Annotated in this window: 22 protein-coding genes, 1 tRNA gene and 1 pseudogene; 16 read left to right on the top strand and 8 right to left on the bottom strand. The window is 62.8% G+C overall.

Annotated elements, in window-relative coordinates:
• The first annotated feature begins 55 nt into the window (after positions 1-55).
• Entirely contained in the window at positions 56-1,261 is a 1,206-nt protein-coding gene (locus NKJ76_RS29910) for an ROK family transcriptional regulator (RefSeq protein WP_023683166.1), read from the top strand.
• Positions 1,262-1,290: 29 nt separating this feature from the next.
• Here NKJ76_RS29910 and NKJ76_RS29915 read toward each other — a convergent pair whose 3' ends face one another.
• Positions 1,291-2,331 carry an aminopeptidase gene (locus tag NKJ76_RS29915; RefSeq protein ID WP_031197615.1) on the bottom strand — a complete coding sequence of 347 codons (1,041 nt, stop codon included), beginning with the start codon at positions 2,329-2,331 and terminating at the stop codon, positions 1,291-1,293.
• Positions 2,332-2,569: 238 nt separating this feature from the next.
• Complete coding sequence (locus NKJ76_RS29920; RefSeq protein ID WP_023671105.1) at positions 2,570-2,803, bottom strand: hypothetical protein; 234 nt, start codon at positions 2,801-2,803, stop codon at positions 2,570-2,572.
• Between the two features lie 184 nt (positions 2,804-2,987).
• On the opposite strand from NKJ76_RS29920, the gene NKJ76_RS29925 reads away from it, so the two are divergent.
• Positions 2,988-4,988: an AI-2E family transporter gene (locus tag NKJ76_RS29925; protein WP_352498865.1), complete on the top strand. Its 2,001-nt coding sequence runs from the start codon at positions 2,988-2,990 to the stop codon at positions 4,986-4,988.
• A gap of 128 nt (positions 4,989-5,116) precedes the next feature.
• Positions 5,117-5,275, top strand: coding sequence for a hypothetical protein (locus NKJ76_RS29930; RefSeq protein WP_023747090.1), 159 nt, complete (start codon positions 5,117-5,119; stop codon positions 5,273-5,275).
• Between the two features lie 431 nt (positions 5,276-5,706).
• Here the strand turns inward: NKJ76_RS29930 and NKJ76_RS29935 are convergent, their stop codons facing one another.
• On the bottom strand, positions 5,707-6,075 hold the full coding sequence (locus NKJ76_RS29935) for a response regulator (protein ID WP_023671108.1): 369 nt from the start codon (positions 6,073-6,075) through the stop codon (positions 5,707-5,709).
• 155 nt (positions 6,076-6,230) lie between these two features.
• On the opposite strand from NKJ76_RS29935, the gene NKJ76_RS29940 reads away from it, so the two are divergent.
• The 3 genes from NKJ76_RS29940 (at position 6,231) to NKJ76_RS29950 (ending at position 13,878) form a co-directional block, all read left to right on the top strand.
• Positions 6,231-8,024, top strand: a complete 1,794-nt coding sequence (locus NKJ76_RS29940; protein ID WP_023691873.1) for a PAS domain S-box protein — start codon at positions 6,231-6,233, stop codon at positions 8,022-8,024.
• 192 nt (positions 8,025-8,216) lie between these two features.
• Positions 8,217-8,510, top strand: coding sequence for a hypothetical protein (locus tag NKJ76_RS29945; protein ID WP_023704064.1), 294 nt, complete (start codon positions 8,217-8,219; stop codon positions 8,508-8,510).
• Positions 8,511-8,919: 409 nt separating this feature from the next.
• A complete protein-coding gene (locus tag NKJ76_RS29950; RefSeq protein ID WP_352539056.1) occupies positions 8,920-13,878 on the top strand; it encodes an autotransporter outer membrane beta-barrel domain-containing protein in 4,959 nt (1,652 codons plus the stop codon).
• 161 nt (positions 13,879-14,039) lie between these two features.
• On the opposite strand, the gene NKJ76_RS29955 is transcribed toward NKJ76_RS29950, so the two are convergent.
• The 3 genes and pseudogenes from NKJ76_RS29955 to NKJ76_RS29965 all read right to left on the bottom strand — a co-directional run bounded on the left by NKJ76_RS29955 (position 14,040) and on the right by NKJ76_RS29965 (position 15,934).
• Complete coding sequence (locus tag NKJ76_RS29955; RefSeq protein ID WP_352539057.1) at positions 14,040-15,272, bottom strand: MalY/PatB family protein; 1,233 nt, start codon at positions 15,270-15,272, stop codon at positions 14,040-14,042.
• A gap of 49 nt (positions 15,273-15,321) precedes the next feature.
• A pseudogene (locus tag NKJ76_RS29960) lies at positions 15,322-15,753 on the bottom strand (amino acid ABC transporter permease); the annotation flags it as partial.
• Between the two features lie 91 nt (positions 15,754-15,844).
• A tRNA-Ser gene (locus NKJ76_RS29965) sits at positions 15,845-15,934 on the bottom strand.
• A 360-nt stretch (positions 15,935-16,294) separates the two neighbouring features.
• Here NKJ76_RS29965 and NKJ76_RS29970 point away from each other — a divergent pair.
• From NKJ76_RS29970 to NKJ76_RS29985, 4 genes are all read left to right on the top strand, one after another.
• Positions 16,295-17,041, top strand: a complete 747-nt coding sequence (locus NKJ76_RS29970) for a hypothetical protein (protein WP_352539058.1) — start codon at positions 16,295-16,297, stop codon at positions 17,039-17,041.
• Between the two features lie 115 nt (positions 17,042-17,156).
• Entirely contained in the window at positions 17,157-17,480 is a 324-nt protein-coding gene (locus tag NKJ76_RS29975) for a hypothetical protein (RefSeq protein WP_023733526.1), read from the top strand.
• A 252-nt stretch (positions 17,481-17,732) separates the two neighbouring features.
• On the top strand, positions 17,733-18,722 hold the full coding sequence (locus NKJ76_RS29980; RefSeq protein ID WP_023683177.1) for a BMP family lipoprotein: 990 nt from the start codon (positions 17,733-17,735) through the stop codon (positions 18,720-18,722).
• An 88-nt stretch (positions 18,723-18,810) separates the two neighbouring features.
• The gene (locus tag NKJ76_RS29985; RefSeq protein ID WP_023704058.1) at positions 18,811-19,272 is read left to right on the top strand and encodes a GNAT family N-acetyltransferase; all 462 of its coding nucleotides are present in this window, start codon (positions 18,811-18,813) and stop codon (positions 19,270-19,272) included.
• Here the strand turns inward: NKJ76_RS29985 and NKJ76_RS29990 are convergent.
• Positions 19,267-19,656: a hypothetical protein gene (locus NKJ76_RS29990; RefSeq protein ID WP_352539059.1), complete on the bottom strand. Its 390-nt coding sequence runs from the start codon at positions 19,654-19,656 to the stop codon at positions 19,267-19,269. The two genes, NKJ76_RS29985 and NKJ76_RS29990, sit on opposite strands and share 6 nt — an antisense overlap.
• 13 nt (positions 19,657-19,669) lie before the next feature.
• Positions 19,670-19,876: a SlyX family protein gene (locus tag NKJ76_RS29995; protein WP_196813821.1), complete on the bottom strand. Its 207-nt coding sequence runs from the start codon at positions 19,874-19,876 to the stop codon at positions 19,670-19,672.
• A gap of 221 nt (positions 19,877-20,097) precedes the next feature.
• Here NKJ76_RS29995 and NKJ76_RS30000 point away from each other — a divergent pair, with 221 nt between their 5' ends.
• From NKJ76_RS30000 to NKJ76_RS30025, 6 genes are all read left to right on the top strand, one after another.
• Positions 20,098-21,630 carry an ABC transporter ATP-binding protein gene (locus NKJ76_RS30000; protein ID WP_352539060.1) on the top strand — a complete coding sequence of 511 codons (1,533 nt, stop codon included), beginning with the start codon at positions 20,098-20,100 and terminating at the stop codon, positions 21,628-21,630.
• On the top strand, positions 21,627-22,766 hold the full coding sequence (locus tag NKJ76_RS30005) for an ABC transporter permease (RefSeq protein WP_352539061.1): 1,140 nt from the start codon (positions 21,627-21,629) through the stop codon (positions 22,764-22,766). The genes NKJ76_RS30000 and NKJ76_RS30005 overlap by 4 nt, the downstream gene beginning before the upstream one ends.
• Before the next feature lies 1 nt (position 22,767).
• Positions 22,768-23,739 carry an ABC transporter permease gene (locus tag NKJ76_RS30010; RefSeq protein WP_023671125.1) on the top strand — a complete coding sequence of 324 codons (972 nt, stop codon included), beginning with the start codon at positions 22,768-22,770 and terminating at the stop codon, positions 23,737-23,739.
• Between the two features lie 109 nt (positions 23,740-23,848).
• Positions 23,849-24,241: a cytidine deaminase gene (gene cdd / locus NKJ76_RS30015; RefSeq protein WP_023714063.1), complete on the top strand. Its 393-nt coding sequence runs from the start codon at positions 23,849-23,851 to the stop codon at positions 24,239-24,241.
• Positions 24,242-24,253: 12 nt separating this feature from the next.
• Entirely contained in the window at positions 24,254-25,072 is an 819-nt protein-coding gene (locus tag NKJ76_RS30020; protein ID WP_023686468.1) for a purine-nucleoside phosphorylase, read from the top strand.
• The coding region (locus NKJ76_RS30025) for a thymidine phosphorylase (RefSeq protein WP_352539062.1) at positions 25,072-26,092 on the top strand (1,021 nt) is incomplete at its 3' end. The genes NKJ76_RS30020 and NKJ76_RS30025, both read left to right, overlap by 1 nt.

Consider the following 26,092-nt stretch of genomic DNA (forward strand, 5'->3'; position numbering starts at 1 on the left):
GTTCTTTCCAAGATGACATATTGGAGCTATCAGTCAACGATGTTTATGTTGAGCCATGACAAAACCTTCGCTTAGAACCTGGCTGATCGACAGACCCTCCGCGTCGCCGGAGAGCATGATCGTGCGCTGCCTGAGCGAGCGCGGCGCACTCTCGGCGTTGCAGATCGCACGCGCCACCGGTCTGGCGCGCTCGACGGTGTCAACCGCGCTTAACGGCTTGAAAAAGTCTGGAATGGTGATCGAAGCCCCGACCAGCCGCGACGGCATCAGAGGCATCGGCAGGCCAGCCGCGGCGGTGACGCTCAATCCGACAGCGGGCACCTGCGTCGGCATTCACCTGGCTCTTCAGCAGATACGGCTCATCGTCGCCGATGTCTCGCATTCCGTCATTGCCGAACAAAATATTCCAATGGCGCTGGACTACCAGCCGCAACAGGCGGCCCAGGCGGTCAAATCGGCGATTGCCCAATCCTACAGGGAAAATGGTCTGCCGATGGCGGGGCTCCTGGGGGTTGGTGTCTCCGTCTCCGGCCCTGTCAGCCGCGATGGAGTGGTGCTGCGCGCAAGCATGGTTCCAACATGGGCCGGCGTCAACATACGAGATGTGTTCGGACCCGTCCTGGAACAGCCGATCTTCGCCGACAATGAGAGCAACTGCGCGGCCATTGCCGAGCTGATGTGGGGTGCGGCCGTCGGCCAGGACGATTTCGTGCTGTTCAAGATCGATCTGGGTGTCGGCGGCGCCATTGTCCAGCATGGCCGGCTGGTGACGGGCGTCGCCGGCGGCGCCGGCGAATTCGGGCACATCAGCATCGATCCCGGCGGCGACCTTTGCCGCTGCGGCAATCGCGGATGCCTGGAGCTCTACGCGAGTTTTACCCGGCCGCTGGAACAGATTTCGCGTGTCGTTGGGCGGCAAGTCACCATGGACGATGTCATCGCCATGGCCGAGCAGGGCGACGTCAGGGCGTTGCGGATGATCGAGGATACCGCCGAGATCGCCGGCCGGGGTCTCGGCCTGATCGGCTCGGTGCTCAATCCGCCGCTTATCATCATCGGCGGCCACATGGCTTTGGCAGGGGACATTCTGTTGACGCCGCTGATCGCGTCCTATGAACGCCATACGCTGATCAAGTCCCGCGATATCGCTCCCGCCCTGCGCACGCGCATCATCGTTGGCAAGCACACCGAGAACGATGCCTTGCTGGGCGCGGTCGGCCTCGTTTTGAGACACCAGACGAAGGAACTGTCGCTGGGGTGATCGTCAGGACCTGCCTGTGCTTGTTCAAGTCAATTGCACGTGTCAGCAGCCTTGAGCGCTTCGGCGCGGGACGATTTGGGCAAATCCGCGATCCGCCGGACAGAAGCGTAAAACCTTGGATAGTTGCCCGAACACAGGTCGAACAAGCGAAGAAAGGCCGGAACCTGTTCACCGTAGACAGAAGTTGCCGCGAGCTTGGCGTTGTTTATCGGGGCAGCGAACCAGGCGTCGTATCCCCGGTATCCCGCCCAGTGCCTGTCGCGCATCTGCCGGTAGCGCGCCCGCATCCTCTCGATCGCGGCTTTCTTTGCAGTCGCCATCTTTTCCGGGGTGCGGGGACTACCATAGACCTGCCTTAGCTCGTCGCGCGTCTTCGCCACCAGTCCAAGAAAATCGGCGCTGCGCTTGCGATCGGCTTCGTAGCGGCGCAATCCGGCCCGGTCGCCGGCGGCGCGGAGCCATTTCCTGACGCCGCTGGTTTCGACGGCAACGGCGAACGCCTCGTTGAATGCGGAATCGCCATCCACATAGAGGCGCTGATGCGCCAGCTCATGAAAAACAAGGCTGGCGAGATAGGTGTCGTCCTGACGCAGCATGGTGCTCAGTAGCGGGTCACTCGACCAGCCAAGCGTGGAATAGGCGGTGACGCCCGAGACATAGACGTCCAGCCCCTGTCTTTGAAGTTCGACTGCGTTCTCAGTCGCGGATTTCCGGGAGAAATAACCCCGGTATGGAACGCAGCCGAAGACCGGAAAGCACCATGTTCGTGGCGCAAGCGAGAATTGCGGCGCGGCAAAAACGGCCCAGGTCACGGCATCGCGATGGATGTCGACATAGCTGCGGTAGCTGTTGTTTTCGGGCAGTGCCAGCTCATCTGTCCCAAACCGTCTTATGGCGCTGGCCGACGTCAATTTGGCGCGCAATGCTTCAGGCGTCGAAGGATCACGGATGAGTTTTGCAATATTTTTGCGGGCGGCCATGATCTGCGCGTGACCCTGCAACGACTGCGCGTAGTAGGAAATGCTCGTGCAGCCGGTCGCCCCGGACGCGATGATCGCCGCGGCAAGCATCCGAAGAACGCGCTTCACTGTTTGCCCACCCTTGCCCATCTCCCCATGCAGCAAACGTCCTGGTCACCCTCAAACAGGAGGCACCGGTTTCCGTCAAGAGCTGCAGGGGTAGGGGGCGACACCGACCTGGGCAGGGCGATGCGGCCATTCGCCTACGATTGACGAAAGTCCGCCGCAGGGCGGAGCGAGCGAGATACGGACCGTCCGTCGAGGCGCGGTTCCCCCAAGCTGCCGCGCGCTACTGGTCCGAAAACCTCACGCTCACGCCGCGCTGGCGAAAATAAGCCTGCATCAACTTACGGCCCGAGCGGTTGTTCTGGGCCAATTTTGCCGGATCGAACACCGCCTGTTTTGCGCCCTCTCGTGTCAGCGCAGCCTTGAGCGTCGCGATATGGGCGTCGATGTCGGCATTGTCCGCCCGCAGCGAGGCATAGATACTTTCGGTCGCTTCGGCCACAGTCGGTTCGCTCACAGATGTCGTCCTTTGGTTGGTTGGGCGGCGGCTTTACCACAGATTTGCGGCTCCGACGATATCGACTGAACCGTCGGAGCACAGCGCCCAGGGCGCAAAACCGCAAAACGTATGTATTCGGCCCTGCTAAACATTGCCCGGCAGGCGAATGGGTCTAACTATCGCTAGGAAACGGGGGAATCACGTGGCTGCCAATCGTCGAAACGACATCTCATCGTCCGAGCGGGGGCTAGGACGGATTCTTGCGGCAGGCAATGCCCATCCGCGCACAGCTCTGCCTACCGTGGCAACCATCGTCACGACGGTAGCTGCGCTGTATTTCGGTCGTGAGGTGTTCCTTCCCATTGCCATCGCGCTGCTTTTGACCTTTGCGCTGGTGCCGATGGTCTCCGCACTGAAGCGTGTCGGCTTGCCTCGGCTGCCCGCAGTGCTTCTGAGCGTGATTGGCGCATTCGCGGCCCTGGGCCTGTTCAGCTTCATTGTTGCGACCCAGGTAAGCGAGCTTGCTCAGAACATTTCCGTCTACCAGACAAACATTCTGACCAAGGTACGTTCCCTCAAGGAGACGGGCGTTGGTGGCGGCATAATTGCCAGGCTGAGCGGGGTGATCGAGCGCGTCGGTCAGGAGATCGACAAGCAGGATGTGGCGCCGCCTGCGGCCGACAAGCCCCGGCGCGAGCCTGTTCCCGTCGAGATCGTCGCCCGCGAGAGACCTCTGGAGGTATTGCAGAACATCATCGGACCGTTGATCAGCCCGCTGGCATCAGCTGGCCTGATCATCATCGTCGTCATCTTCATGTTGCTTGAGCGCGAGGATCTGCGCGACCGGTTTATCCGCCTCGTCGGCTATGGCGACCTCCATCGCACAACGCAGGCATTGCAGGATGCCGGCAAACGGGTTGGCCGCTATCTGATCATGCAATTGGTGGTCAATATCGTCTACGCGATACCAATCGCAATTGGCCTTTGGGTGCTCGGCATTCCCAACGCGCTGCTGTGGGGGTTGCTGGCACTGGCGCTGCGCTTCGTTCCCTATATCGGCCCTGTTATCGGCATGCTGCTGCCCTTGTTTCTGGCCTTGGCGGTTGCGCCCGGCTGGTCGCTGGTGCTGTGGACCGCCGCACTGTTTGTCGTCATGGAATTGGTAACCGGCAACGTCATCGAACCGTGGCTCTATGGCTCGCGCACGGGACTTTCTCCTTTGGCAATCATCGTTGCGGCAATTTTCTGGACATGGTTGTGGGGGCCGCTCGGCCTGGTCCTTTCGACGCCGCTGACAGTTTGCCTCGTCGTCCTCGGGCGACATGTTCCGCAGTTCGAATTTCTCGACGTCCTGTTTGGCAACGAGCCCGTCCTTGAATCTCACGCCCGGCTCTATCAACGGCTCCTGGCCGGCGATCCCGACGAGGCCACTGACCATGCCGAGGAGATCCTCGAGGAGAAGTACCTGATCGATTTCTACGACACTGTCGCCATTCCTGCACTCCTGTTGGGCGAGCAGGACCGCATGCGTGGCGTGATGGGCGATCAACAGCGAAGGCAGGTGGCGGCGAGCGCCCAAATTCTTGTGGCAAATCTTGCCGACGATGCACAGGAAGAGGCAAGCGAGGAAGATGCGCCGACAACCACCGCGGAAGGGAGCGCGAGCAGGGAAACAGATGGCGTCGAAGAGGAAGAGATCGAGCTGCCCGACGGCAAGGACATGTCGGTGCTTTGTGCCGGCGGTCGCGGCGAACTCGACGATGCCGCTGCCGCCATGCTCGCTCAGGTGCTGGAGGTGCAAGGTGCTACGGTGGCGAAGGCCAGTTTTGTCGATATGGAGCCGGCAGGTATTCGTCGTCTCGAACTAGAGGCGATCGACACCGTCGTGGTCGGTTTCCTGAACCGGGATTCGCTCAAGCATGCCCGCTTTCTGGTCCGGAGACTGAAGCGCGCCAAGGCAGGTTTGAGAATTGGGATTGTGTTCTGGTCAGACGCGGAGCAGGGCGATGTCGGGCAAGAAAGGCAAGCTTTGGCCGCCGACATCAGCGCCGATTTCGTAGCGCACGGCATGGTCAACGCTGTGCTTGGCGCACTTTCTCCAGCGCCGGCCGTTCCCCTCAAAGTCGTTTCGAAACGCCGCGATAGACGCCGTCCGGCCCCTCGAAAACGGATCCCGGCCCAGGCAACGGCCGCAACAGCCTAGCCGCACCGCATGTCTCAGATTGCCGCGCCGGCGCTGGAATGCCTGGTGAGACGGCAAGATCGTCCCCACTCGCAAACCATGGAACAATCTCGCGGCCTTGCGGTTCCTAACATCGAAGGAGAACCCCCATGCTTAGATTCCTTATCCGCCTCGGCGCGATCTACGCGGCGTTCCAGATCGGCCGAGAGTTCGGCCGCAAGGAGACCGAAATCATGCTCCTGCCGCCGCCCGTTGACTACGAGCGGCACCCGACGTCAAGAAACGAAACCGAGTTCGGAGAGGCATAGGACTGCTCAATCTGTCTGGTCGATCTGGCCCGTGCTGGCGCCGTCCCTGCGCCGGGCGCATTATCGTGAGAACGGACCGGCCACTTGGCTGTGCCAGGATCGATCCTCGCAACGCAATAATTGAGCCGCTATCTCTGTCGTTCAAACGCGGCACAACGAGGTTGACCGTGCGTCGAGGAATGAGTCTCTCTCAGATCTTGGCGTTGAGCCGATGGAGAAGGCATGATCAGCACGGGCAACGCACGACCCTAAGAAAGTGGAAGGGAAGAAGCACTGGTGCTGTCAATTGCCAGGGAGACCGGCATCACCGAGGATCACGGGCGCGACCTTGTTCGCCTGATCGGCACCGGCCGCAATTCGCTGCTCCGTGAGGCACGGCAGCTGCTCCGGCAGCGCCTGGCTAGTTTAGACCGAAGGTGCTCAGAGCACGGCTATCCCGTCGCCTTCTGCTGCCCGGCGGTCATCGCTTTGAGAGCCCGGACCACCTCTGCAGGTCCGGCGGGTTTCATCACTCTTACGCCAGACGAGAACGCTTCGGGGGTTTCCTCGAGCCCCAAGCCGGAATAGACGATGAAAGGAACCGCCCGCCCTGCCAAGGTTTTTGCCGCGTCAACAGCCTCGCCGTCCGACAGCCTGACGTCCAGGATCGCTGCGGCGGGGGTATGGTCCGCAAGAAAACGTTTCGCCTGGGAACATGTCGCCGCCAATGCCACGGCAAAGCCCGCCTCCGAAAGAGTGGACTCCATATCCAGTGCTATCAAGGCTTCGTCGTCGACGACAAGGACCAAGGGTTTGCCCATGCGCGGATGATCGCACGTTTGTAGATGGAAGACGAGTCGAGGCTACGACCCTTTTAGGGTCCGGTTCCCGTACGCAGCGGGTCGAGACCGCGAGCAATGGGAACCAACTGATCCAAGCCGCATTATATTTGGTTGGACTGGACAAGGTGTTTGGGATGCATGAAGCAACACAGGCGAATGTTGTCGCCTTCGAAAACCCGGGGGTGTCCAGCAATGACGGTCTGGATTTCGATTACAAGGATTTCTTCGAAAACGGCGCCGTTGCCCTCCATCTGGTGAACGCAGACGGCGTAATCGTGCATGCCAACCAGGCTGAGCTCGACCTTCTCGGCTATCCCGCAGAGGACTACCTCGGTTGCCACATCGCCGAGTTCTATCCCGACCGGGACGTCATAGAGGACATTTTGGGTCGCCTTGCCAATGGCGAGAAGATCGTAAGATATCCGGCGCGATTGAGGGCCAGCGATGGATCGATCAAGCACGTCGAAGTCACCTCAAGCGGACATTTCCGGGACGGCAAGCTGATCAACACCCGGTGCTTCACGGTCGATGTAACCGACTTGGTGCACACCCGCTCGGAGCTCAGGCAGCATGACAGTACCTATCACCAGATACTCGACGGCCTACCCGTCGCCATCTACACGACCGATCAGGATGGGACGATCACCTACTACAACCGCGCCGCGGCCGATCTGGCAGGCAGGGAGCCTGAAATCGGCAAGGATAAATGGTGCGTGACGTTCAAGCTGTTCACTGCCGACGGCAAGGAATTGCCGCACGATGAATGCCCGATGGCCATTGCGCTCAAGGAGAACAGGCCGGTCCGCAATCAGCAAGCTGTTGCGCAACGTCCCGACGGATCGTTTTTTCCGTTCCTGCCCTACCCGACACCGCTGCGGGACGAGCACGGCGCTCTGATCGGCGCCGTAAACATGCTGCTGGACCTGACGGACCGCCAACGTGCCGAAGAAACCAGGCAGCACCTCTCAGCGATCGTGGAATCCTCATTTGACGCGATCGTCAGCAAGGATCTCAACACCATCATAAAAAGCTGGAACCAGGGCGCCGAACGGCTTTTCGGCTATACCGCCGACGAAGCGATTGGCCGGTCGGTGACCATGCTGATCCCCGAAGACCATCAGGACGAGGAACCCCGCATTCTCCAACGCATTCGCCGCGGCGAGCGCGTCGAACCATTCGAAACGACCCGCCAGCGCAAGGATGGCAGCCTGGTTCCGGTTTCACTGACGATATCGCCCGTGCGTAACGCAACCGGGCAGATCACCGGCGCATCGAAGATAGCGCGAGACATCACGTCGACGAAGGAGAATGAATATCGCATCCGCATGCTGATGCGCGAGGTCAACCACCGGGTGAAAAACCAGTATTCGGTCATCCTGTCGATGATCCGGGAGACCAACAAGCGATCGGAGACGCCAAAACAATTTGAAACCCAGGTGCGCGAGCGCATCATGGCGTTGTCACGATCTCACGACCTGCTTGTATCGGCGGATTGGAAGGGTGCCACGATCAGCGACCTCTTGGCGGCCCAGGTCGAGCCTTTCCCGCGGGGGGATTTGATCGAAATGTCGGGCCCATCATTGGTGCTCAGTCCCAACGCAGTTCAGTATCTCGGGATTGCCTTCCACGAACTGGCGACCAACTCGGCCAAATACGGGGTTCTCTCAGGGGACAAGGGCCGGATCTCGGTCACATGGGGCATCACCGGTTCCGGTGCTTCGAGGCTCTTTCACCTCACCTGGGTCGAAACCGATGGGCCGCAGGTTCAGACTGTCGGACAAGGTGGCTTTGGAACCGTGGTGCTGAAGCGGGTCGCGCCCGCAGCGGTTAGTGGGCAGGGAATTCTCGAACACGGTCCGCATGGCATAACATGGAGCCTGGAAGCGCCTTCGGTTTCCGTGGCAGCTTCTGTCGTCCAAGAAGCTTAGAAGCAGGAAGCAGCCCTGCGACGAGCATTCGTCAATTGGAAGCCCTTGATGCGGCCTTTGCCGAGCGAAAACCCCGTTTCCGCTGAGGATCGCCAGAGCCATTGCTAAAGTCGACAGAGCAAATCACCGGCAGAGGGCGCATTTCGTTGCACGGAACGGGACAGGACCGGCGTAGCCAGAGGCGAGGTAACTATGGACATCGACGAGTTCCGTGCGACCCTTCAGGGTGTAGAGCCCCCGGCGAATCTTGGGATGGCGCTCCACGCTCTATGGTGGGATAGACAGGGCGATTGGGAGCGGGCGCATGAGTGTGTGCAGGCCAACGAATCTGATCCGGCCTCTGTATGGGTTCATGCCTATCTGCACCGCAAAGAAGGCGACCTTTCTAATGCAGCCTACTGGTACCGCCGCGCCGGGCAGCCTGTGGCAACTGGCAAGCTAGACGCAGAGTGGGAGTCGATTACAGAATCACTTCTTGCAGGATAGTGAGGGTCGCCCAAGGGGCAGCCTAGCGCCTCATCGCCCCCGTAGAGGCGAAACTCACCTCCGCCCGATGGGATCGGCTGGGCCCAGGAGGTCCGAACGTTTCCGCATAAATTCATGCAGCGAGATTGTTCTCGCGATTCCGTAAGGTCTCTGTTTAATAAGCTATATCTAATATTGACTATTTTCTGTCGCTCAAAAGTCGCAGACTTCATTTTACTGATCACCGTTAGCTTCTTGGTAGCTCTCACGACTATAAACTTCTTGCGGGCGAATAGCTTTCATGCTGCCTTCGCGCACTCAGGAATCAGGGAGCTTAGGCATGGCGGAGCGGATTGCGCGTGATGGGTTTTGGGTTTTGCATCTCGCGCGCTTGCCGCAAGTCGTGTCGCTTCGCTCCGGCACTTCCGCCTTGACGATCCTAACTGTTGCCCTTGCGCTGAGCGCCGCGCCAGCTCGGGCCGATGGCGGCAATGGCAGCAGCGCAGGCGCTGGACAAGGTGGCGTTGACGGCGCGCTCGCGAGTGCCACGGGTCAGAATGCCGCCAATGGCGCGACCGCTGGTGGCGGTGGTGGCGGCATTGACCTCACGACGGGTGACGGGGCGCCAGGAGGATCGGGAGCGGTAAGTGGGACAGCCAACAACCCAAATGGCGTTGCCGGTGCCACTGGTGCTACGGGTCTGGTCATCTCGACAGACGGGACCATTGCAACCAGCATCAGCGGCCGGGCCGGCGCTTTGGGCTCCCCTGGCACGAATGGCGTCGTCAGGAGCGGCGGCGGTGGCGGTGGCGGTGTGGGCGTCAGTGCCACGGCCGACGTTACAGTCACTGGCACAGGATCGGTGAGTGGTGGCACTGGCGGCCGAGGTGGGACCAATGGCAACAGCGGCAGCGGTGGCGGCGGCGTCGGCATATTCTCGTCCGCAAACGTGTTTGTAGAGGCGGGCGGCAGCGTTACCGGCGGCACGAGTCTTTCCACAATTGGGGTCCAAGCAGGTGCTGGCGGCGGCGCAGCTGCCATCGTCCTGATGGGCGGCGGGACAATCCAGAACAGCGGGAATCTGCTCGGGGGTGCCGGTGGAAGAACAGTTCTCGGCGGCGGTGGGGACGGTGGCGCCGCTGTTCTGCTGCTTTCAGGTGGAACCGTCATCAACAAGCTAGGTGCGACGATCGTTGGCGGCAGTGGCGGTCAGGGCTCCTTGGCAGGCGGCGATGGCGCCGCAGGGATCAAGGGCGCCAACATCGCGGTCATCAATGCGGGTACGATCAGCGGCGGTGCCGTCGGCACCGGTGGCGGAACGCCGGCAGCCGGCAAAGCCATCCAGTTCACCGGCGGTGTCAATTCGCTGGAGATTCAGGCCGGCTCCACCATCACAGGCAATGTGGTCGCTTTCAGCGCCGCGGATACATTCAAGCTGGGTGGCGATATCAGCGCCAGTTTCGGTGTGTCGCAGATCGGCGCTGGCGCCAAATATGACGGGTTTGGGTTCTACGAGAAAACCGGAAACAGCACCTGGACCCTAACGGGGACGACAACTGCCGTCACGCCTTGGACCTTGTCCGGCGGGACCCTGCAAATTTCGAGTGACAACAATCTGGGCGCCCTCTCGGGCGGCTTGACCTTCGACGGCGGCACGTTGCGCACGACCACCAGCTTCGCCACCAATCGCAATGTCCTGATCAATTCGACCGGCGGGTTCGACACGGTGGCAGGCACGCAGTTGGACGTGTCAGGCCAGGTGACCGGCACCGGCACACTGGTCAAGAGCGGCGCCGGCACGCTCAACGTCAGCAATTTGTCCAACAACTATACGGGTGGCAACATCGTCAATGCAGGAACGCTTGCCGGCAACACCGTGGCGATCCGTGGCGACATCCTGGACAACGGCGCTGTCTCGTTTCTCGACCTCGGCCCCCACACCTTCGGCGGAAATATCTCCGGCTCGGGCAGCGTCGACATCGAAGGCTTCGGCACTCTGACGCTGACCGGTGCCAACACCCACAGCGGCGGCACCAAGGTCGGGACCGGCAAAAGCATCTCGGTCGCGTCGGACCAGAATCTGGGTGCCGCGACGGGCCTGCTGACACTCGACGGCGGCGAACTCGGCACGACAGCAAGCTTCGCCATGAGCCGCGATGTCAACCTCACTTCCGCCTATGGCTACTTCCGCGCGGCGGCGGGTACGACGCTGACCGCCAATGGCGAGCTGAGCGGCGTGGGCGGCGTCTACAAGGAGGGCGCCGGCACCCTGGTGCTCAAGGGCGACAGTACCTATTCCGGCCGCACCACCGTCGACAGCGGCAAGCTTATCGTCGAGGGCTCGCTCGGCAGCACCGAAACGACGGTAAACAGCGGCGGCACGCTGGGCGGCTCCGGCTCGATCGGCGGCGCGGTGATCGTCGCCGATGGCGGTGTGCTGGCGCCGGGGTCCAGCCCTGGCACGCTTACGGTCGGATCGCTCAGCCTGAGCTCCGGTTCTATGCTCGACTACGAGCTCGGCCAGGCGGGCATTGTCGGCGGCGGTGTCAACGACCTGATCGAGGTGACCGGCGCGCTGACGCTGGACGGCAGCCTCAACATCACCGATGTCGGCGGCTTCGGGCCTGGCGTCTACCGGCTCATCAATTATGGCGGCGCCCTCACCGACAATGGTCTCGAGCTCGGCAATCTGCCGGCCGGTGTCACGGCCGCCGACCTGACGGTGCAGACCTCCGTCGCCAACCAGGTCAATCTCGTCAGCAGCGTCGGCACCGACTTGCTCTTCTGGGATGGTGACGCGGCCGGCAACGCCAACAATGATCTGGTCGACGGCGGCAACGGCACGTGGACGGCGACAAGCCTGAACTGGACGACGAGCACCGGCCTGGTAACTGGCGCGATGAAGCCGCAGCCCGGCTTCGCCATCTTCCAGACGCTCGGCGGCACCGTCATCGCCGACGGCAGCGCCGGCGCGCTTGCGATTACGGGCATGCAATTCGCCGCCGATGGCTACCGCATCGAAGGCGACGCCATCACGCTTGATGGCGCTGGCGGCGAGAGCATCATTCGGGTCGGCGACGGCACGGTGGCCGGAGCAGGTTACACCGCCACCATCGCCTCCGTGCTAACCGGGACCAGCAGCCTGACCAAGACCGATGCGGGCACGCTGGTGCTGTCCGGCGCCAACACCTACACGGGCGGCACCTCCGTCCTGGGCGGCGTGCTATCTGTTTCAGCCGACAACAATCTTGGCGTTGCCGCTGGCGGCCTGACGCTCTCCGGCGGGACGCTGCGCAACACAGCGGCGTTCAGCTCGGCGCGCGACGTCACGCTTTCGTCGGCCGGCGGCACCTTCGACACTGTGGCCGACCTGACCTTGTCCGGTGCGATCTCTGGCGCTGGCAGCCTTGCCAAGACCGGCGCCGGCACGCTGACGCTTACGGGAACGAACAGCTATGGCGGCAACACGTTGGTCAGCGCTGGCACGCTGGTCGGCGATGCAACCTCGATTCGTGGCGACATCGGCAATTCCGGCACTGTCGTGTTCGACCAGGCGGCGGACGCCAGCTTCGCCGGCGATATCTCCGGCACCGGCGCAATGATGAAGGATGGCGCCGGCGTGCTGACGCTGTCAGGCACGTCGCTGCTGGACTGGACCGTCAATCAAGGCGGCCTCGTCTCGGCAGCCGAGCGCTTCGGTGGCGATGTCGCGATCGGCGCCGGCGCCTCCTTCACATTCGACCAAGTCGCCTCCGCCAGCTATGCCGGCGTGCTCTCGGGCGCCGGTACGTTCATCAAGGACGGCCAAGGCACGCTGCTGCTTGCGTTGGACAACTCAGGCTTTACCGGCGCCACTACGGTCAGCGGCGGCACCCTTGCCGCGGGCGCTGCGAACGCGTTCAGTTCCTCCTCGCAGTTTTCCGTCGCCTCGGGCGCCACGCTCGATCTTGCCGGCACGTCCCAGACGATTGCGGGGCTGAGCAACGCCGGAACGGTGCGCATCGCGGGTGGCGACCCAGGCGACACACTTACCGTCAGCGGCGACTATATCGGCAATGGCGGCGCCGTCATCCTCAACACGGCGCTCGGTGGTGACGGTTCGCCGACCAATATGCTGGTGATCGCCGGCAACACGTCAGGGACTGGTACCCTTCAGGTCGTCAATTTCGGCGGGTCGGGCGCCCAAACGGTCGGAGGCATCAAGATCGTCGACGTCGGCGGCGTCTCGAACGGCAGCTTCTCGCTCGACGGCAATTATACCTTCGAAGGCGATGCAGCGGTCGTCGCGGGCGCCTACGCATACAGGCTCTACAAGAACGGCGTCAGCACACCGGCCGATGGCGACTGGTATCTGCGCTCGGCCCTGGTCAACGGCGATCCCGATCCGCAGCCGCTCTATTCGCCCGGCGTGCCTCTGTACGAGGCCTATGAAGGGGTGCTGCAGGCCTTCAATGAACTGGGCACCATGCAGCAACGCATTGGCAATCGGTCGTGGGGCGAGGGTGCTACGCCGCAAGGTGCGGACCTGCCAGGCCAGGGCTCGGTCGACGGCAAGGCGATATGGGCGCGCATCGAAGCTGCCCATGCCGAGATCAAGCCGGAGACGTCGACCTCCGGCACGAACTATGACGTGACCACCTGGAAGCTGCAGGCCGGCGTCGATGGCCTGCTGCACGAAAGCGACGCCGGTACCCTGATCGGAGGGATTACGGCCCACTACGGAACCGCGTCGTCGGACGTGTCCTCGATCTTCGGGGCAGGGTCGATCGCTGCCACCGGCTACGGCGTCGGCAGCACGCTCACCTGGTTCGGCAGCGGTGGCTTCTACGTCGACGCGCAGGCCGAGGCGACATGGTACGACAGTGACATCCGGTCGGCCACGCTGGGCACCACGCTTGCGGACGGCAACAACGGTTTCGCCTACGGGCTGAGCGTGGAGACCGGACAGAAGATCGCCCTCAACGGCAACTGGTCGCTGACGCCCCAAGCCCAGCTTGCCTATTCCTCGGTCGACTTCGACGCGTTCACCGACCCGTTTGGCGCCGTCGTGTCGCCCGGCAGCAGCAACAGCCTCGTTGGCCGCCTCGGCCTCTCCGCGGACTATGAAGACCAGTGGGTGGACGAAGCGGGGCAAGTCAGCCGTACGCACATTTACGGGCTCGGCAACCTTTACTACGACTTCCTCGACGGAAATGATGTCGATGTGTCTGGCACGAAACTGGTCAGCGAAAATCAGGCGCTGTGGGGCGGTGTCGGCCTTGGTGGCTCGCTGAGCTGGGCGGACGGCCGCTACGCAGTCTTCGGAGAAGGGACAGCGCGGACAAGCCTCAAGGATTTTGGCGATAGCCACGCCCTGGGCGCCAAGCTCGGGTTCGCTGTGAAATGGTAGCGGCGATCAAGATGGACATGTCGACTTTGGCTTGAGGGTCGTGTCCGGCACGGTTATGGATCCGGACTTGCGGGCCACCCGGCTCGTCGGCCCTCGGACGTTTCCTTACCGGCTGCCGGCATCAAGTACCAGGCTCGCATCCGAAGCACCCTGGGGCTCGATCACAGGGATGCCAGCGCGCTGGACATGCGCTCCAGCCCTTGGCGCAGCAGAGGACGCGGGCAGCCGACATTCAGGCGGATGAAGCCTTCGCCGCCACGCCCATAGACGCGGCCGTCGTAGAGATTAACCCCGGCCCAATCGACAAAGAACTTCTGAATCCCACCCACTCGGCGATCGAGCGCGCACGCGTCCAACCACACCAGAAACGATGCGTCGGGCCGCATGGGCGTGATGCCTGGAAGGTGTTCACCGGCGAACTCGCAAACCAGATCGATGTTGCCGGCGATGTAGCGCGTGAGTTGGTCGAGCCACGGCGCGCCGCTGCTGTAAGCAACCTCCAAAGCCAGGCGGCCGAAAAAGTTCGCATTCACCATGAATGACGCCTGCATTGCGGCAAGAAGCGCCTCGCGGCGCTTTTTGCTGGCTACCGAAATGATTGCCGAAGGAACCCCGGCAAGATTGAAAGTCTTCGTTGGAGCGGTGCAGATGAACGATTTCTCCGCAGCATCTTCCGAGATGGAGGAGAAGACGATGTGGGGACGATCCGACAACCTTATGTCGCAGTGAATGTCGTCGGATATGACCAGGATGCCATGGCGCTCGCAGATGTCGTTGAGCGCCGCCAATTCTTCGCGTGTCCAGGCCATTCCGGCAGGGTTGTGAGGATTGCACAGCAGGAATGCCTTGGCACCGCCGGCCGCCAGTTTCTCGAAATCATCCAGATCGAGTTCATATCTGTTGTTCTGCAGCCTCAGCCGGTTCGTAAGCAGAACCCGCCCGTTTCCCTGAACAACTTCGAAATAGGGCGAGTACACGGGCGACTGCACAATGACGCCGTCACCGGGCTTGGTGAAGGTTCGCAGTATCGCAGCCACCGACGGCATGATCGCCGGCGCGGGAAGCAAGGTCTCCAGTTTCGGCGACCAGTTGTGCCGGTGCGCGAACCACGATTGCACGATCTCATAGTGGCGCGGATCGCGGCGTGTGTAGCCGTAAATGCCATGCTCCGCAGCCTCGCGCAGTCGCGCGATGACGGTTTCCGGAGCGCGGAAGTCCATATCCGCCGTCCACAGCGACAGCAGGTCCTGGCCCTCGACCTGGGGAGAGAACTCGTCCCACTGGTTGGCCCATTTGACGGATCCGAACTGCCGACGGTCGTGGATCTGGTCGAAATCTATTCCCGCGATATGTCGCTGCCCATGCGCCGATGCGGGCGTGTCTGCACAAGCCATTTGATAGTCACCTTGCCGCGGGCATTGCTTGCGGCATCATCAGCGCCTCCTAGGATTTGTGGCCACGCGCCAATTGGCGCTCCACAGATTGCGAGTAACGCGACATGCCGAAGCAAAAGCTCCAGTAGACCAGCCCCGCAAAGAGGTAGCCGGTTGATGAGATCGTCGGGCCTGCCCAGTTCGGATCGACGCGCGCCGTTTCGACGGCCTTCAGGAAATCCGCGATGCCGACGATGGCGACCAGAGTCGTGTCTTTGAACAGACCGATGAAGGTCGAGACGATGCTCGGTATGACGATCGTCAACGCCTGAGGGAGGACGATCAGGCGCATCATGTCGAAGTAGCCGATCCCGAGCGCCTTGGCCGCTTCGTACTGGCCCTTCGGGATCGCCTGAAGGCCGGCTCTCACGACCTCGGCCATATAGGCGGACGAGAACAACGCTATCGCGATGAGCGGGCGCAACAGACGATCAGGCGTCAGATAATCCGGGACAACCCAGGGCGAGCATGTGAAGTAAAGTCAGCCGCACCCGCTGGGAAGGGAAATCGCAGCGGTTTCAATGGCTTGATAATGGCGGAGAGAGCGGGATTCGAACCCGCGTTACGGTCTCCCGTAAACACACTTTCCAGGCGTGCGCCTTCAACCACTCGGCCACCTCTCCGTCCTTGCATTCGCGCCCGGCCGGTTTTGCCACGCGGGTTGGGGAGATGCATCCCTTTGGGATTTGCGGGAAGACCCGCTTGATGGACACCGCCAACCAGCGGATGCCCTTCCCGGCGCCCGTCAATCAAACAGGCGCGGGGCTCATCTAGTCGATCCGGCGCCGAATGCCAAGCCATAACGGCAGTCTATTCGCTTTGCCGGCCATGCATCGTTTCGCGGGGCTTTGAACGGCTCCGCTTCTAAGGCGCTTCGGTTCTGAATGGTGTGCACGGGCAAGGCGGCAGGGCCGGCCGCGCTTGACTTCGCCCCTCGCCACCTGTCGAGTGCGGCGGAGGCTTTGCGGGGGCAACGTCCAGACATGACATTGAGCAATGAACAGCCGGCCAGCGGAACGCCGGCCGGAGGCATGCCAGGCGGGCTGACGCCCGCAGGGCCTCCGGACAGCGGGCTGTCCTTCGTGCCCGTGGTCTGGCTCCTCTTCGTCATGGCATGGTCGGTCTACTGGCTGGTCTCGGCGCGGTGGCTGTTCGAGAGTTCCGGCCTGCCGGACAGGGTCTTCTATTTCGTGCTTGGCGGACTGGCCTTCGACATCGTCACCATCGTGTGGGGGCTTTATCTGCTCGGCCTCGCCTTAAGCCGTTCCGCGCGCTTTCCGCGTCATTTCACCATCTGGCAGATCACCACCATCGCCTGGCGGCTGGCCGAGCAGGTCTATGCGCTGACCGTGCCCGATTTCACCGTCTCCGCCAAGGAGCTTGCGATCGCCGCCACCGAAATCGTCATCGGCCTGTTTTGCATTTACCTGCTGCGCCGCGGCGACGAGGCCAAGGCCTTTTATGCAAGGCCGGAAGCGCAGGCACCGTCAGCCTTTAGTTCGATCGTCGCCGCGCTGGCCGGCATCACCCTCGGCGCCGTCGTCGGCGCCGTCGCCGGCTTCGCGCTCGGCGCGGGGATCGCCGAAGCCACCGACATCAGCTGTTTCGAAGGCGGCTGCGGCTACTTCGCGGTGTTCATCGGCCTTGCCGGGCTGGTGGTCGGGGCCATTGGCGGCGGCGTCCTCGGCATCTGGCTCGTCCATCGGCGGAGCCGAAAGGTGGCCATATAGGCGGGCGATAGGCTTCAAATTCGTGTATGGTGATTGCACGCCGGGCGTGCGCATTCTATTCCTCGCCTTGACCGGAAGGTCCTCGGGAGGAACTTGAGGACCGGGGAAGATTTCGATGTTGCGTTTTTTGTTTCGCCTCGCGGCCATGATCGCACTCTCGGTCGCCGTCATCATGGCCGTGCTCGACGCGACGCGCTCGGTGGCGGCTTCCACATTGGTCATGACGCCGCTGAATTCGAGCTGGCTGGCGGTTTCGCCCGACACCCGCGCGGCCTTCGAGACCTTCGTGCGCGCCAAGGTCAATCCGATGATATGGGATGGCGGCATCGCCTGGGTGCTTGCCCAGCCGGGGTTTGCCGTGTTCGCGGTGCTTGCCTTCATCCTCTATGCGGTCGGCTACCGGCGCCGGCGGCGCGGCGGAGAATTCGCGCCGGGCTGATGGGGTGTCCCAGCGGACTTGCGACGAGAACGCGGCAATCGTCCACAGCTGTCACCGCATTGGGCATGTTTTTCCAACGGGGGGCATGCTTTTCCAAAAGGTCAAAATTCCGCGTGAATTTTGTTTCGGGCCGTGCCAGATTGCCTTGAGCGGGAGGGGAGTACACTCCTGGCTGATGCCGCATGCCTGCCGGAGAACCGGGCAGACGGGCGGCGCGTAACGGAAAAAAATAACCGACAGGGTGTGGATCACATGAAACGTATCGTTCTCGGCCTCCTGGCCGCAACCGCAATGGTTCTTCCGGCTTTCGCCGCGGATGTCCAGCCGGCCATCCTCTACGATCTCGGCGGCAAGTTCGACAAATCCTTCAACGAGGCTGCCTATCACGGCGCCGAAAAGTTCAAGACCGAGACCGGCACCGCCTATGTCGAGTTCGAAGTGTCGAACGCCTCGCAACGCGAGCAGGCGCTGCGCCGCTTCGCCGAGGACGGCCGCAACCCGATCGTCATGGCCGGCTTTGCCTGGGAGGATGCGCTGAAGGTGGTCGCGAAGGAATATCCCGATCTCAACTTCGCCATCATCGACGATGCCGTCGATATGCCCAATGTCCGTTCGCTTGTGTTCAAGGAAAACGAAGGCTCCTATCTTGTCGGCATCCTGGCGGCGATGGCCTCGAAGTCCAAGAAGGTCTCCTTCATCGGCGGCATGGACATTCCGCTGATCCGCAAGTTCGAATGCGGCTATGTCGGCGGCGCCAAGGCGGCCGGTGCGACCGATGTCATCCAGAACATGACCGGTGACACGCCCGCGGCGTGGAACGATCCGGCCAAGGGCGGCGAAATTGCCAAGACGCAAATCGACCAGGGCTCCGACGTCGTCTATGCCGCGGCCGGCGGCACCGGCGTCGGCGTGCTGCAGGCGGCGGCGGATGCCGGCAAGCTCGGCATCGGCGTCGATTCCAACCAGAACGGCCTGCAGCCCGGCAAGGTGCTGACCTCGATGCTGAAGCGCGTCGACGTGGCCGTCTACACCGCCTTCATGGACGGCAAGAACGGCACCTTCAAAGGCGGCCTGCAAAATCTCGGCCTCAAGGAGGGCGGCGTCGACTACGCCATGGACGACAACAACAAGGCGCTGGTCACCGACGAAATGAAGGCTGCCGTCGAAAAGGCCAAGGCCGACATCATCGCCGGCACGATCCAGGTGCACGACTACACCGCCGACAACGCCTGCCCGTATTGATCTGTATCCATTAGAGTTGAAACCGCCGGGCGAGAGTCCGGCGGTTTTGTTTTTGGGTTTGACGGGGGCCGCAACTTGAGAGGCGAGAGTGAAGCCGACCATCGGACCGATGACCGAACGCGATGTTGATGCAGTGGCGCGACTGCGCATCGCCGCCTTTTTCGAGGGCAGCGCAAGAACGCTGAATGAGGACGTCGCCGGGCTTCGCGAGTTGCTCAACGGAGATGGCTTCGAGGCGGCGCTTGTGGCGCGGATAAGGGACGTCCCGGTCGGGACCTGCCTGCTGGTTCGCCACGAACTTGAACCCGCGCATGAACTGACGCCTTGGCTGGCGGGATTGGTCGTCGATAGCGACCACCGCGGCAAAGGGATCGGCCGCGCGCTGGTTGCAGCCATCGAAGCGCATGCAACCGCGATCGGTGTGGAGAGGACCTACCTCTATACCTGGGTGGCGCGAGACTTCTATGCCGGGCTCGGTTGGGCAGTGGTCGAGTCGTTTGAGCAGGACGGCTACCCGATGCTGCTGATGTCGCGCGAACTCGGCCTATAGCTGTCCGACGAGATAACCCAGCGCGAATACCATGATCAGCGCGATGGCGATGACGGCGCCGCGTCGGCCACCGAGCGAATGCACGCCGACGCCATAGGGCTTCCGCTCCAGCCTGCTGATCACCGGCTTCGCTTCGCCCTGGCCGACCACACGCATCTGCGGCAGTTCGGCGATGCGTTGCGAGATCAGCCGCCAGCGATCGCCGTCGCCCGAGGGCCGCCCCGTGCGGTCGAAGACATGCATGCGCTCGGCCAGCCGTATCACCGTGTCGCGGAAGGCGGGATCGATCTCCAGGTCGCGCTCGGCACGCTCGCGGTCGCGATCGTTCATCAGGCCAAGCACATAATCGCCCGCCCGCGCAACGCGATCGCTTTCACTGGCCATCGGCTTCTCCTTGCTACCAGTGCGGCGGTTTGGTTATCGGCACGTCGGGTGCCGATTGTTCCTCCAGCGCCATGAAGCGCCCGGTCAGCGCATCGAGCTTGCGCTGCATGCGTTCGATCGCCGTCCACTGTTCGGCGATCTGGCCCGACAGTTCCTCGATGGTCTTTTCCTGTTCAGCGGCGCGGATTTCCAGCGTCGTCAGCCGGTCGACAGGCATGATCATTCGAAACTCCCTAGGTCTTGGTGCACGCAGTTGCAGCATGATGATGCGACTGTTGACCCTTGCATATTAGTGAATGTGAAGGTCTGCGGCCACGTTCGAAATTGACAAGCGCACCGGGATTTGTCGAGAGTGGCCACTGCGCCGCCAATTGGCACGGGTGGGGCATCATGCTAGGCGTTTTGACCAAGCGATAAAAAAATAAGAGTGGGACAGGCTGCATGGCGCAAGCCGCAATCGAACTGATCGGCATCAACAAGAGTTTTGGCGCCGTTCACGCCAATCGCGACATCAATCTGGAGATCGCACGCGGCACCATCCACGGCATCGTCGGCGAGAACGGCGCCGGCAAGTCGACGCTGATGTCGATCCTCTACGGCTTCTATCAGGCCGACAGCGGCGAGATCCGTGTCGGCGGCAAGCCGGCGTCGATCAAGACCTCCAACGACGCCATCGCGCTCGGCATCGGCATGGTGCACCAGCACTTCATGCTGGTCGACAATTTCACCGTGCTGGAAAACATCATCCTCGGCGCCGAAAGCGATGCGCTGTTGAAAAAGAGCATCGCCAAGGCGCGCTCCGAACTGGAGCGGCTCGAGCGCGAATACGGGCTGGAAGTCGATCCCGACGCCATCATCGAGGAATTGCCGGTCGGCCTGCAGCAGCGTGTCGAAATCCTGAAGGCGCTTTATCGCGGCGCCGAGATCCTGATTCTCGACGAGCCGACGGGCGTGTTGACGCCGGCCGAGGCCGACCATCTGTTTCGCATCCTCAGGCAATTGAAGGACCAGGGCAAAACGGTGGTGCTGATCACCCACAAGCTGCGCGAGATCATGGCCATCACCGACAATGTCTCGGTCATGCGCCAGGGCACGATGGTGGCGACGCGCGAGACCAGCAAGACGACAGTCGGCGAACTGGCCGAACTGATGGTCGGGCGGCGCGTGCTGCTGCGGGTCGAAAAGGGCGAGACGGAGGCCGGCGCGGTCAAGCTCGCAGTCAAGAACCTGACGGTGAAAGACCAGCGCGGCGTCACCATGGTCGACGACATCTCCTTCGATATCCGCGCCGGCGAGATCGTCGGCATTGCCGGTGTCGCCGGCAACGGCCAGTCCGAACTGCTCGAGGCGATTTCCGGCATCAGGCGCGCGGTTTCCGGCTCGGTGATGCTCGATGGCAAGCCGATCGACCTGACCGGGGCCGCCGATCCCGGCGAGTTGCGCGACCGTGGGCTCGCCCATGTGCCGGAGGACCGCCATCATGTCGGCCTGGTGCTGGCCTTCGAGGAGAACGAGAATTCGATCCTCGGCTACCATGACGACCCGCGCTACCTGAAAGGGCCGTTCCTCAACATCGACGCCATCATGGCTGATGCCAAGGACAACATCGAGAAATATGACATCCGGCCCGGCAATCCGCGTCTGAAGACGGCGAATTTCTCCGGCGGCAACCAGCAGAAGATCGTGCTGGCGCGGGAAATGGAGCAGGACCCCGGTGTTCTGATCGTCGGCCAGCCGACGCGCGGCGTCGATGTCGGCGCCATAGAATTCATCCACAAGCGGCTGATTGCCATGCGCGACCAGGGCAAGGCGGTGCTGGTGGTGTCGGTCGAGCTCGACGAGATCCGTTCGCTGTCCGACCGCATCCTGGTGATGTTTGCCGGGCGCATCGTCGGCGAACGTGGCCCTGAGGCGACCGAGGGCGAGCTTGGCCTGCTGATGGCAGGCATCGATCGCCAGGAGGCGGCAGAGTGAGCACGCCTTACGCCAAACTGCCGGCCTGGGCCGATTATGGGCTGATCCCGCTGATCAATCTGTCCGTGGCCTTCATCGTTGCCGGTTTCGTCGTCATGCTGGTCGGCGAAAACCCGCTTCGTGCCGCCGTCATCCTGGTCGAGGGCGCTTTCGGCAAGGGAACCGGCATTGCCTTCACGCTGTTCTATGCCACCACCTTCATCTTCACCGGCCTGTCTGTGGCGGTGGCCGCGCATTGCGGCCTGTTCAACATCGGGACCGAGGGCCAGGCCTATATTGCCGGCCTTGGCGTGGGCGTGGTCTGCCTCGCCTTCGACACTGTGCTGCCGTGGTGGCTGACCTTTGCGCTGGCGATCGTCGCCGGAGCCGCCGTCGGTGCGCTGTGGGCGCTGATCCCGGCCTATCTGCAGGCCAAGCGCGGGTCGCACATCGTCATCACCACCATCATGTTCAACTTCATCGCGGCCTCGATCATGGTCTACCTCCTGGTCGGGCCGTTGAAGCCGGCAGCGTCGCAGGCGCCGCAGACGCGCAACTTCCTCGCCGGCGCCGAACTGCCCAAACTCAACTGGATCATCGAACTGTTCGGCGCCAAGATCCGCTCGGCGCCGTTCAACATCTGCTTCCTGCTGGCGCTGCTCATGGCATTCCTGGTCTGGCTGCTGATCTGGCGCACCAAGCTCGGCTACGAGATGCGCACCTATGGCCACAGCCCGAAAGCGGCGCGCTATGCCGGCATTTCGGAGACCCGCATCATCATCATCGCGATGATGATTTCGGGCGCGCTGGCCGGCATGATGACACTCAACCCGGTGATGGGCGACCAGCACAATGTGGCGATCGATTTCGTCTCCGGCGCCGGCTTCGTCGGCATTGCCGTGGCGCTGATGGGCCGTCTGCATCCGGTCGGCATCGTGCTGGCGGCGATCCTGTTCGGCATGCTCTACCAGGGTGGCGCCGAACTCGCCTTCGAAATGCCGGCGATTTCCCGCGACATGATCGTCATCATCCAAGGCCTGGTCATCCTGTTTGCCGGTGCGCTGGAGCACATGTTCCGGCCCTACGTCCAGGCGCTGTTCGCCTCGTTCAGTCCAAGGTCGGTCGGCATCGAAGCGGTCAAAGGGAAGGGCGCCTGAGATGGACGTCTTCATCGCCATCGTGCAGATCCTGGACTCGACCATACGCCTGTCGGTGCCGTTGCTGCTCGCTTGCCTTGCCGGCCTCTATTCGGAACGCGCAGGCGTTTTCGACATCGGGCTGGAAGGCAAGATGCTGGTCGGCGCCTTTGCAGGTGCGGCCGCCGCTTCGGTCTTCCATTCGGCCTTCCTCGGTCTCGGCATGGCGATCGTGATGTCGGTCGCCTTTGCCTTGGTGCACGGCTTCGCCTCGATCACCCATCGCGGCAACCAGATCGTCTCCGGTGTGGCCATCAACTTCGTCGCCGCCGGCTCGACCATCATTCTGGGCCAGGCCTGGTTCCAGCAAGGCGGGCGAACGCCGGCGCTGCAGCCGGGCGAGCGCTTCGAGGCCATCACTCTGCCAGGTGCTGCCGCCATCCACGACGTGCCGATTATAGGGCCGATCTATTCCGAGCTTTTGTCCGGCCATTCGATCCTGGTCTATCTCGCTTTCGCCATGGTGCCGTTCACCTGGTGGGTGCTGTTTCGCACCCGCTTTGGCCTCAGGCTGCGCGCCGTCGGCGAGAACCCGGCCGCCGTCGACACCGCCGGCATCTCGGTCGCCTGGCTGCGCTACCGGGCGCTGATCTGCACCGGTATCCTCACCGGCATCGCCGGCGCCTACCTGTCGATGGTGCAGAATGGCGGCTTCGTGAAGGATATGACCGCCGGCAAGGGCTACATTGCGCTGGCGGCGCTGATCTTTGCCAAATGGCGACCGGTGAACGCCATGTTCGCCTGTCTTCTGTTCGGCTTCCTCGACGCGGCGGCGATCCGCCTGCAGGGTTCGCCATTGCCGTTGATCGGCAAGGTGCCGGTGCAGTTCATGCAGGCGCTGCCCTATGTGCTGACCGTGATCCTGCTTGCCGGCTTCATCGGCAAGGCGATCCCGCCGCGCGCCGGCGGCGTGCCTTATGTCAAGGAACGTTGATCCGGGCGCGCCCAGGAGCACTGTGTCGAACATGCGGCTGGTGCTCGAAAGGCGCCAGGAAAACGCAAAGCGCCGGGTTTTGACCACGATCGTCGGAGAGAACGTCTAGATGTCGCATGATCTGTTCGAAGCCGCGCAGGAGGCCATGGCCAAGGCCTACGCGCCCTATTCGAAGTTTCCGGTGGGTGCGGCGTTGCGCACCGAAGACGGCCGTGTCTTCACCGGCGCCAACATCGAGGTCGCGTCCTATCCGGAAGGCTGGTGCGCCGAGACCACGGCGCTCGGCCATTACATCATGGGCGGCGGCGGCAAGATCGTCGAGGTCGCCGTCATTGCCTCGCGCATGGCCAAATGCTCGCCCTGTGGCGGCTGCCGGCAAAGGCTGGCGGAATTCTGCCGGCCGGACACAAAGCTCTATCTTTGCGACAACACCGGCGTGGTCGAGACCGTGACCATGGGCGACATGCTGCCCTACGGGTTTCGTGGCGACATTTTGAAGTGAGAGTTGGCTGATATGAAGGAAGCTCTGGACCACCTCGTTGAAAGGCTGGACGGGTTGGCGCCGACAACGGCGATGGTGCTGGGGTCGGGCCTTGGCGGGCTTGTCGACCAGGTCGAAAATGCCGTGCGCATCTCTTATGCCGACCTGCCGGGTTTCCCCCGCAGCGGGGTGACTGGCCATGCCGGCGAGGTGGTCGCGGGGCTTTTCGCCGGCACGCCGGTGCTGATGCTGTCCGGCCGCGCCCATTATTACGAGCACGGCGTTGCTGCGGCGATGCGGCCGGCGCTGGAGGTGCTTGCCGGCATCGGCATCACCAAGCTGATCCTTACCAATGCCGCCGGCTCGGTCGATCCCGACATGCTGCCTGGATCGGTGATGCTGATCACCGATCACATCAATTTCTCCGGCTCCAACCCGCTGATCGGCGAGCCGAGCGACCGCCGCTTCGTCGGCCTGACCGAAGCCTATGATGCCGGCTTGCGCGCGGCGATCGAACGGGCGGCGAAGGCGACAGGGACGGCGCTGCACAAGGGCGTCTATATGTGGTTTTCCGGTCCGTGTTTCGAAACCCCTGCTGAAATCCGCATGGCCCGCGTCATGGGCGCCAATGCGGTAGGGATGTCGACCGTGCCGGAGGTCATTCTCGCCCGCTTCCTTGGGCTTCGCGTAGCCGCCTGTTCGGTGATCACCAATCTCGCCGCCGGGATGACCGGGGCGGAACTGTCGCACCAGGAGACCAAGGACATGGCGCCGATCGGCGGCGCGCGGCTGGCGACGATCCTTGCGCATGTGTTCCAGGATGGGTTGCCGGAGCCGAAGGGCGCTGCCTGATGCTTCCGCAGGAAATCATCCGCCGCAAGCGCGACGGCCAGAAACTGTCCCCGCAGGAGATTTCGGCCTTCGTCGCGGGCGTAACTTCGGGCAGCGTCTCGGACGGCCAGGTCGGCGCCTTTGCCATGGCGGTGTTCTTCAACGGCATGAACCGCGACGAGGCGGTGGCGCTGACGCTCGCCATGCGCGATTCCGGCGATGTGCTCGACTGGTCGGACCTGCCGGGTCCGGTCACCGACAAACATTCGACCGGCGGCGTCGGCGACAATGTCTCGCTAATGCTGGCGCCGATCGTCGCCGCTTGCGGCGCCTATGTGCCGATGATCTCCGGCAGGGGCCTCGGGCATACCGGCGGCACGCTGGACAAAATGGATGCCATCCCAGGCTATATCAGCCAGCCGGATATCGCGCGCTTCCGCAAGACCGTGCTCGAGACCGGCTGTGCCATCATCGGCCAGACCGCCGATCTCGCGCCCGCCGACCGTCGCCTCTATGCGATCCGCGATGTGACCGGAACGGTGGAATCGGTGCCGCTGATCACTGCCTCTATCCTGTCGAAGAAACTGGCGGCCGGCCTGCAGTCGCTGGTGCTCGACGTCAAGGTCGGCAATGGCGCCTTCATGGAGAAGTCGCGCGACGCGACAGCACTTGCCAACAGCCTGGTCGAGATCGCCAACGGCGCCGGCCTGAAGGCCTCGGCGCTGGTCACCGGCATGAACGAGCCGCTGGCGTCGGCGGCCGGCAACGCGGTCGAGGTGCGCAACGCCGTCGATTTCCTCACCGGGAGGCTCCGCGACAAGCGACTGGAGGATGTGACGCTGGCGCTGGCCGCCGAGATGCTGCAATCGGCAGGGCTGGCGTCGTCCAATCAGGACGGTCTCAGGCGCGCGGCCGAGACGCTGGCCGGGGGGGGGGGGGGGGGGGGGGGCGGGGGCCGGGGGGGGGGGGGGGGGGGGGGGGGGGCGGGGGCGGGGGGCGGGGGGCGGGAGAACAAGACGAACCAGCGCGGGGGGGTGGGGG

Origin of the sequence: Mesorhizobium sp. M0029 (assembly GCF_040323735.1) — a bacterium.
In the GTDB taxonomy this organism is placed as follows: Bacteria; Pseudomonadota; Alphaproteobacteria; order Rhizobiales; family Rhizobiaceae; genus Mesorhizobium.

Coding starts and splice junctions, on each gene's coding strand:
- NKJ76_RS29910 (WP_023683166.1), top strand. CDS start 56: ATGACAAAACCTTCGCTTAGAACCTGGCTGATCGACAGACCCTCCGCG.
- NKJ76_RS29915 (WP_031197615.1), bottom strand. CDS start 2,331: ATGCTTGCCGCGGCGATCATCGCGTCCGGGGCGACCGGCTGCACGAGC.
- NKJ76_RS29930 (WP_023747090.1), top strand. CDS start 5,117: ATGCTTAGATTCCTTATCCGCCTCGGCGCGATCTACGCGGCGTTCCAG.
- NKJ76_RS29935 (WP_023671108.1), bottom strand. CDS start 6,075: ATGGGCAAACCCTTGGTCCTTGTCGTCGACGACGAAGCCTTGATAGCA.
- NKJ76_RS29940 (WP_023691873.1), top strand. CDS start 6,231: ATGCATGAAGCAACACAGGCGAATGTTGTCGCCTTCGAAAACCCGGGG.
- NKJ76_RS29945 (WP_023704064.1), top strand. CDS start 8,217: ATGGACATCGACGAGTTCCGTGCGACCCTTCAGGGTGTAGAGCCCCCG.
- NKJ76_RS29955 (WP_352539057.1), bottom strand. CDS start 15,272: ATGGCTTGTGCAGACACGCCCGCATCGGCGCATGGGCAGCGACATATC.
- NKJ76_RS29970 (WP_352539058.1), top strand. CDS start 16,295: ATGACATTGAGCAATGAACAGCCGGCCAGCGGAACGCCGGCCGGAGGC.
- NKJ76_RS29975 (WP_023733526.1), top strand. CDS start 17,157: ATGTTGCGTTTTTTGTTTCGCCTCGCGGCCATGATCGCACTCTCGGTC.
- NKJ76_RS29980 (WP_023683177.1), top strand. CDS start 17,733: ATGAAACGTATCGTTCTCGGCCTCCTGGCCGCAACCGCAATGGTTCTT.
- NKJ76_RS29990 (WP_352539059.1), bottom strand. CDS start 19,656: ATGGCCAGTGAAAGCGATCGCGTTGCGCGGGCGGGCGATTATGTGCTT.
- NKJ76_RS30000 (WP_352539060.1), top strand. CDS start 20,098: ATGGCGCAAGCCGCAATCGAACTGATCGGCATCAACAAGAGTTTTGGC.
- NKJ76_RS30010 (WP_023671125.1), top strand. CDS start 22,768: ATGGACGTCTTCATCGCCATCGTGCAGATCCTGGACTCGACCATACGC.
- cdd (WP_023714063.1), top strand. CDS start 23,849: ATGTCGCATGATCTGTTCGAAGCCGCGCAGGAGGCCATGGCCAAGGCC.
- NKJ76_RS30020 (WP_023686468.1), top strand. CDS start 24,254: ATGAAGGAAGCTCTGGACCACCTCGTTGAAAGGCTGGACGGGTTGGCG.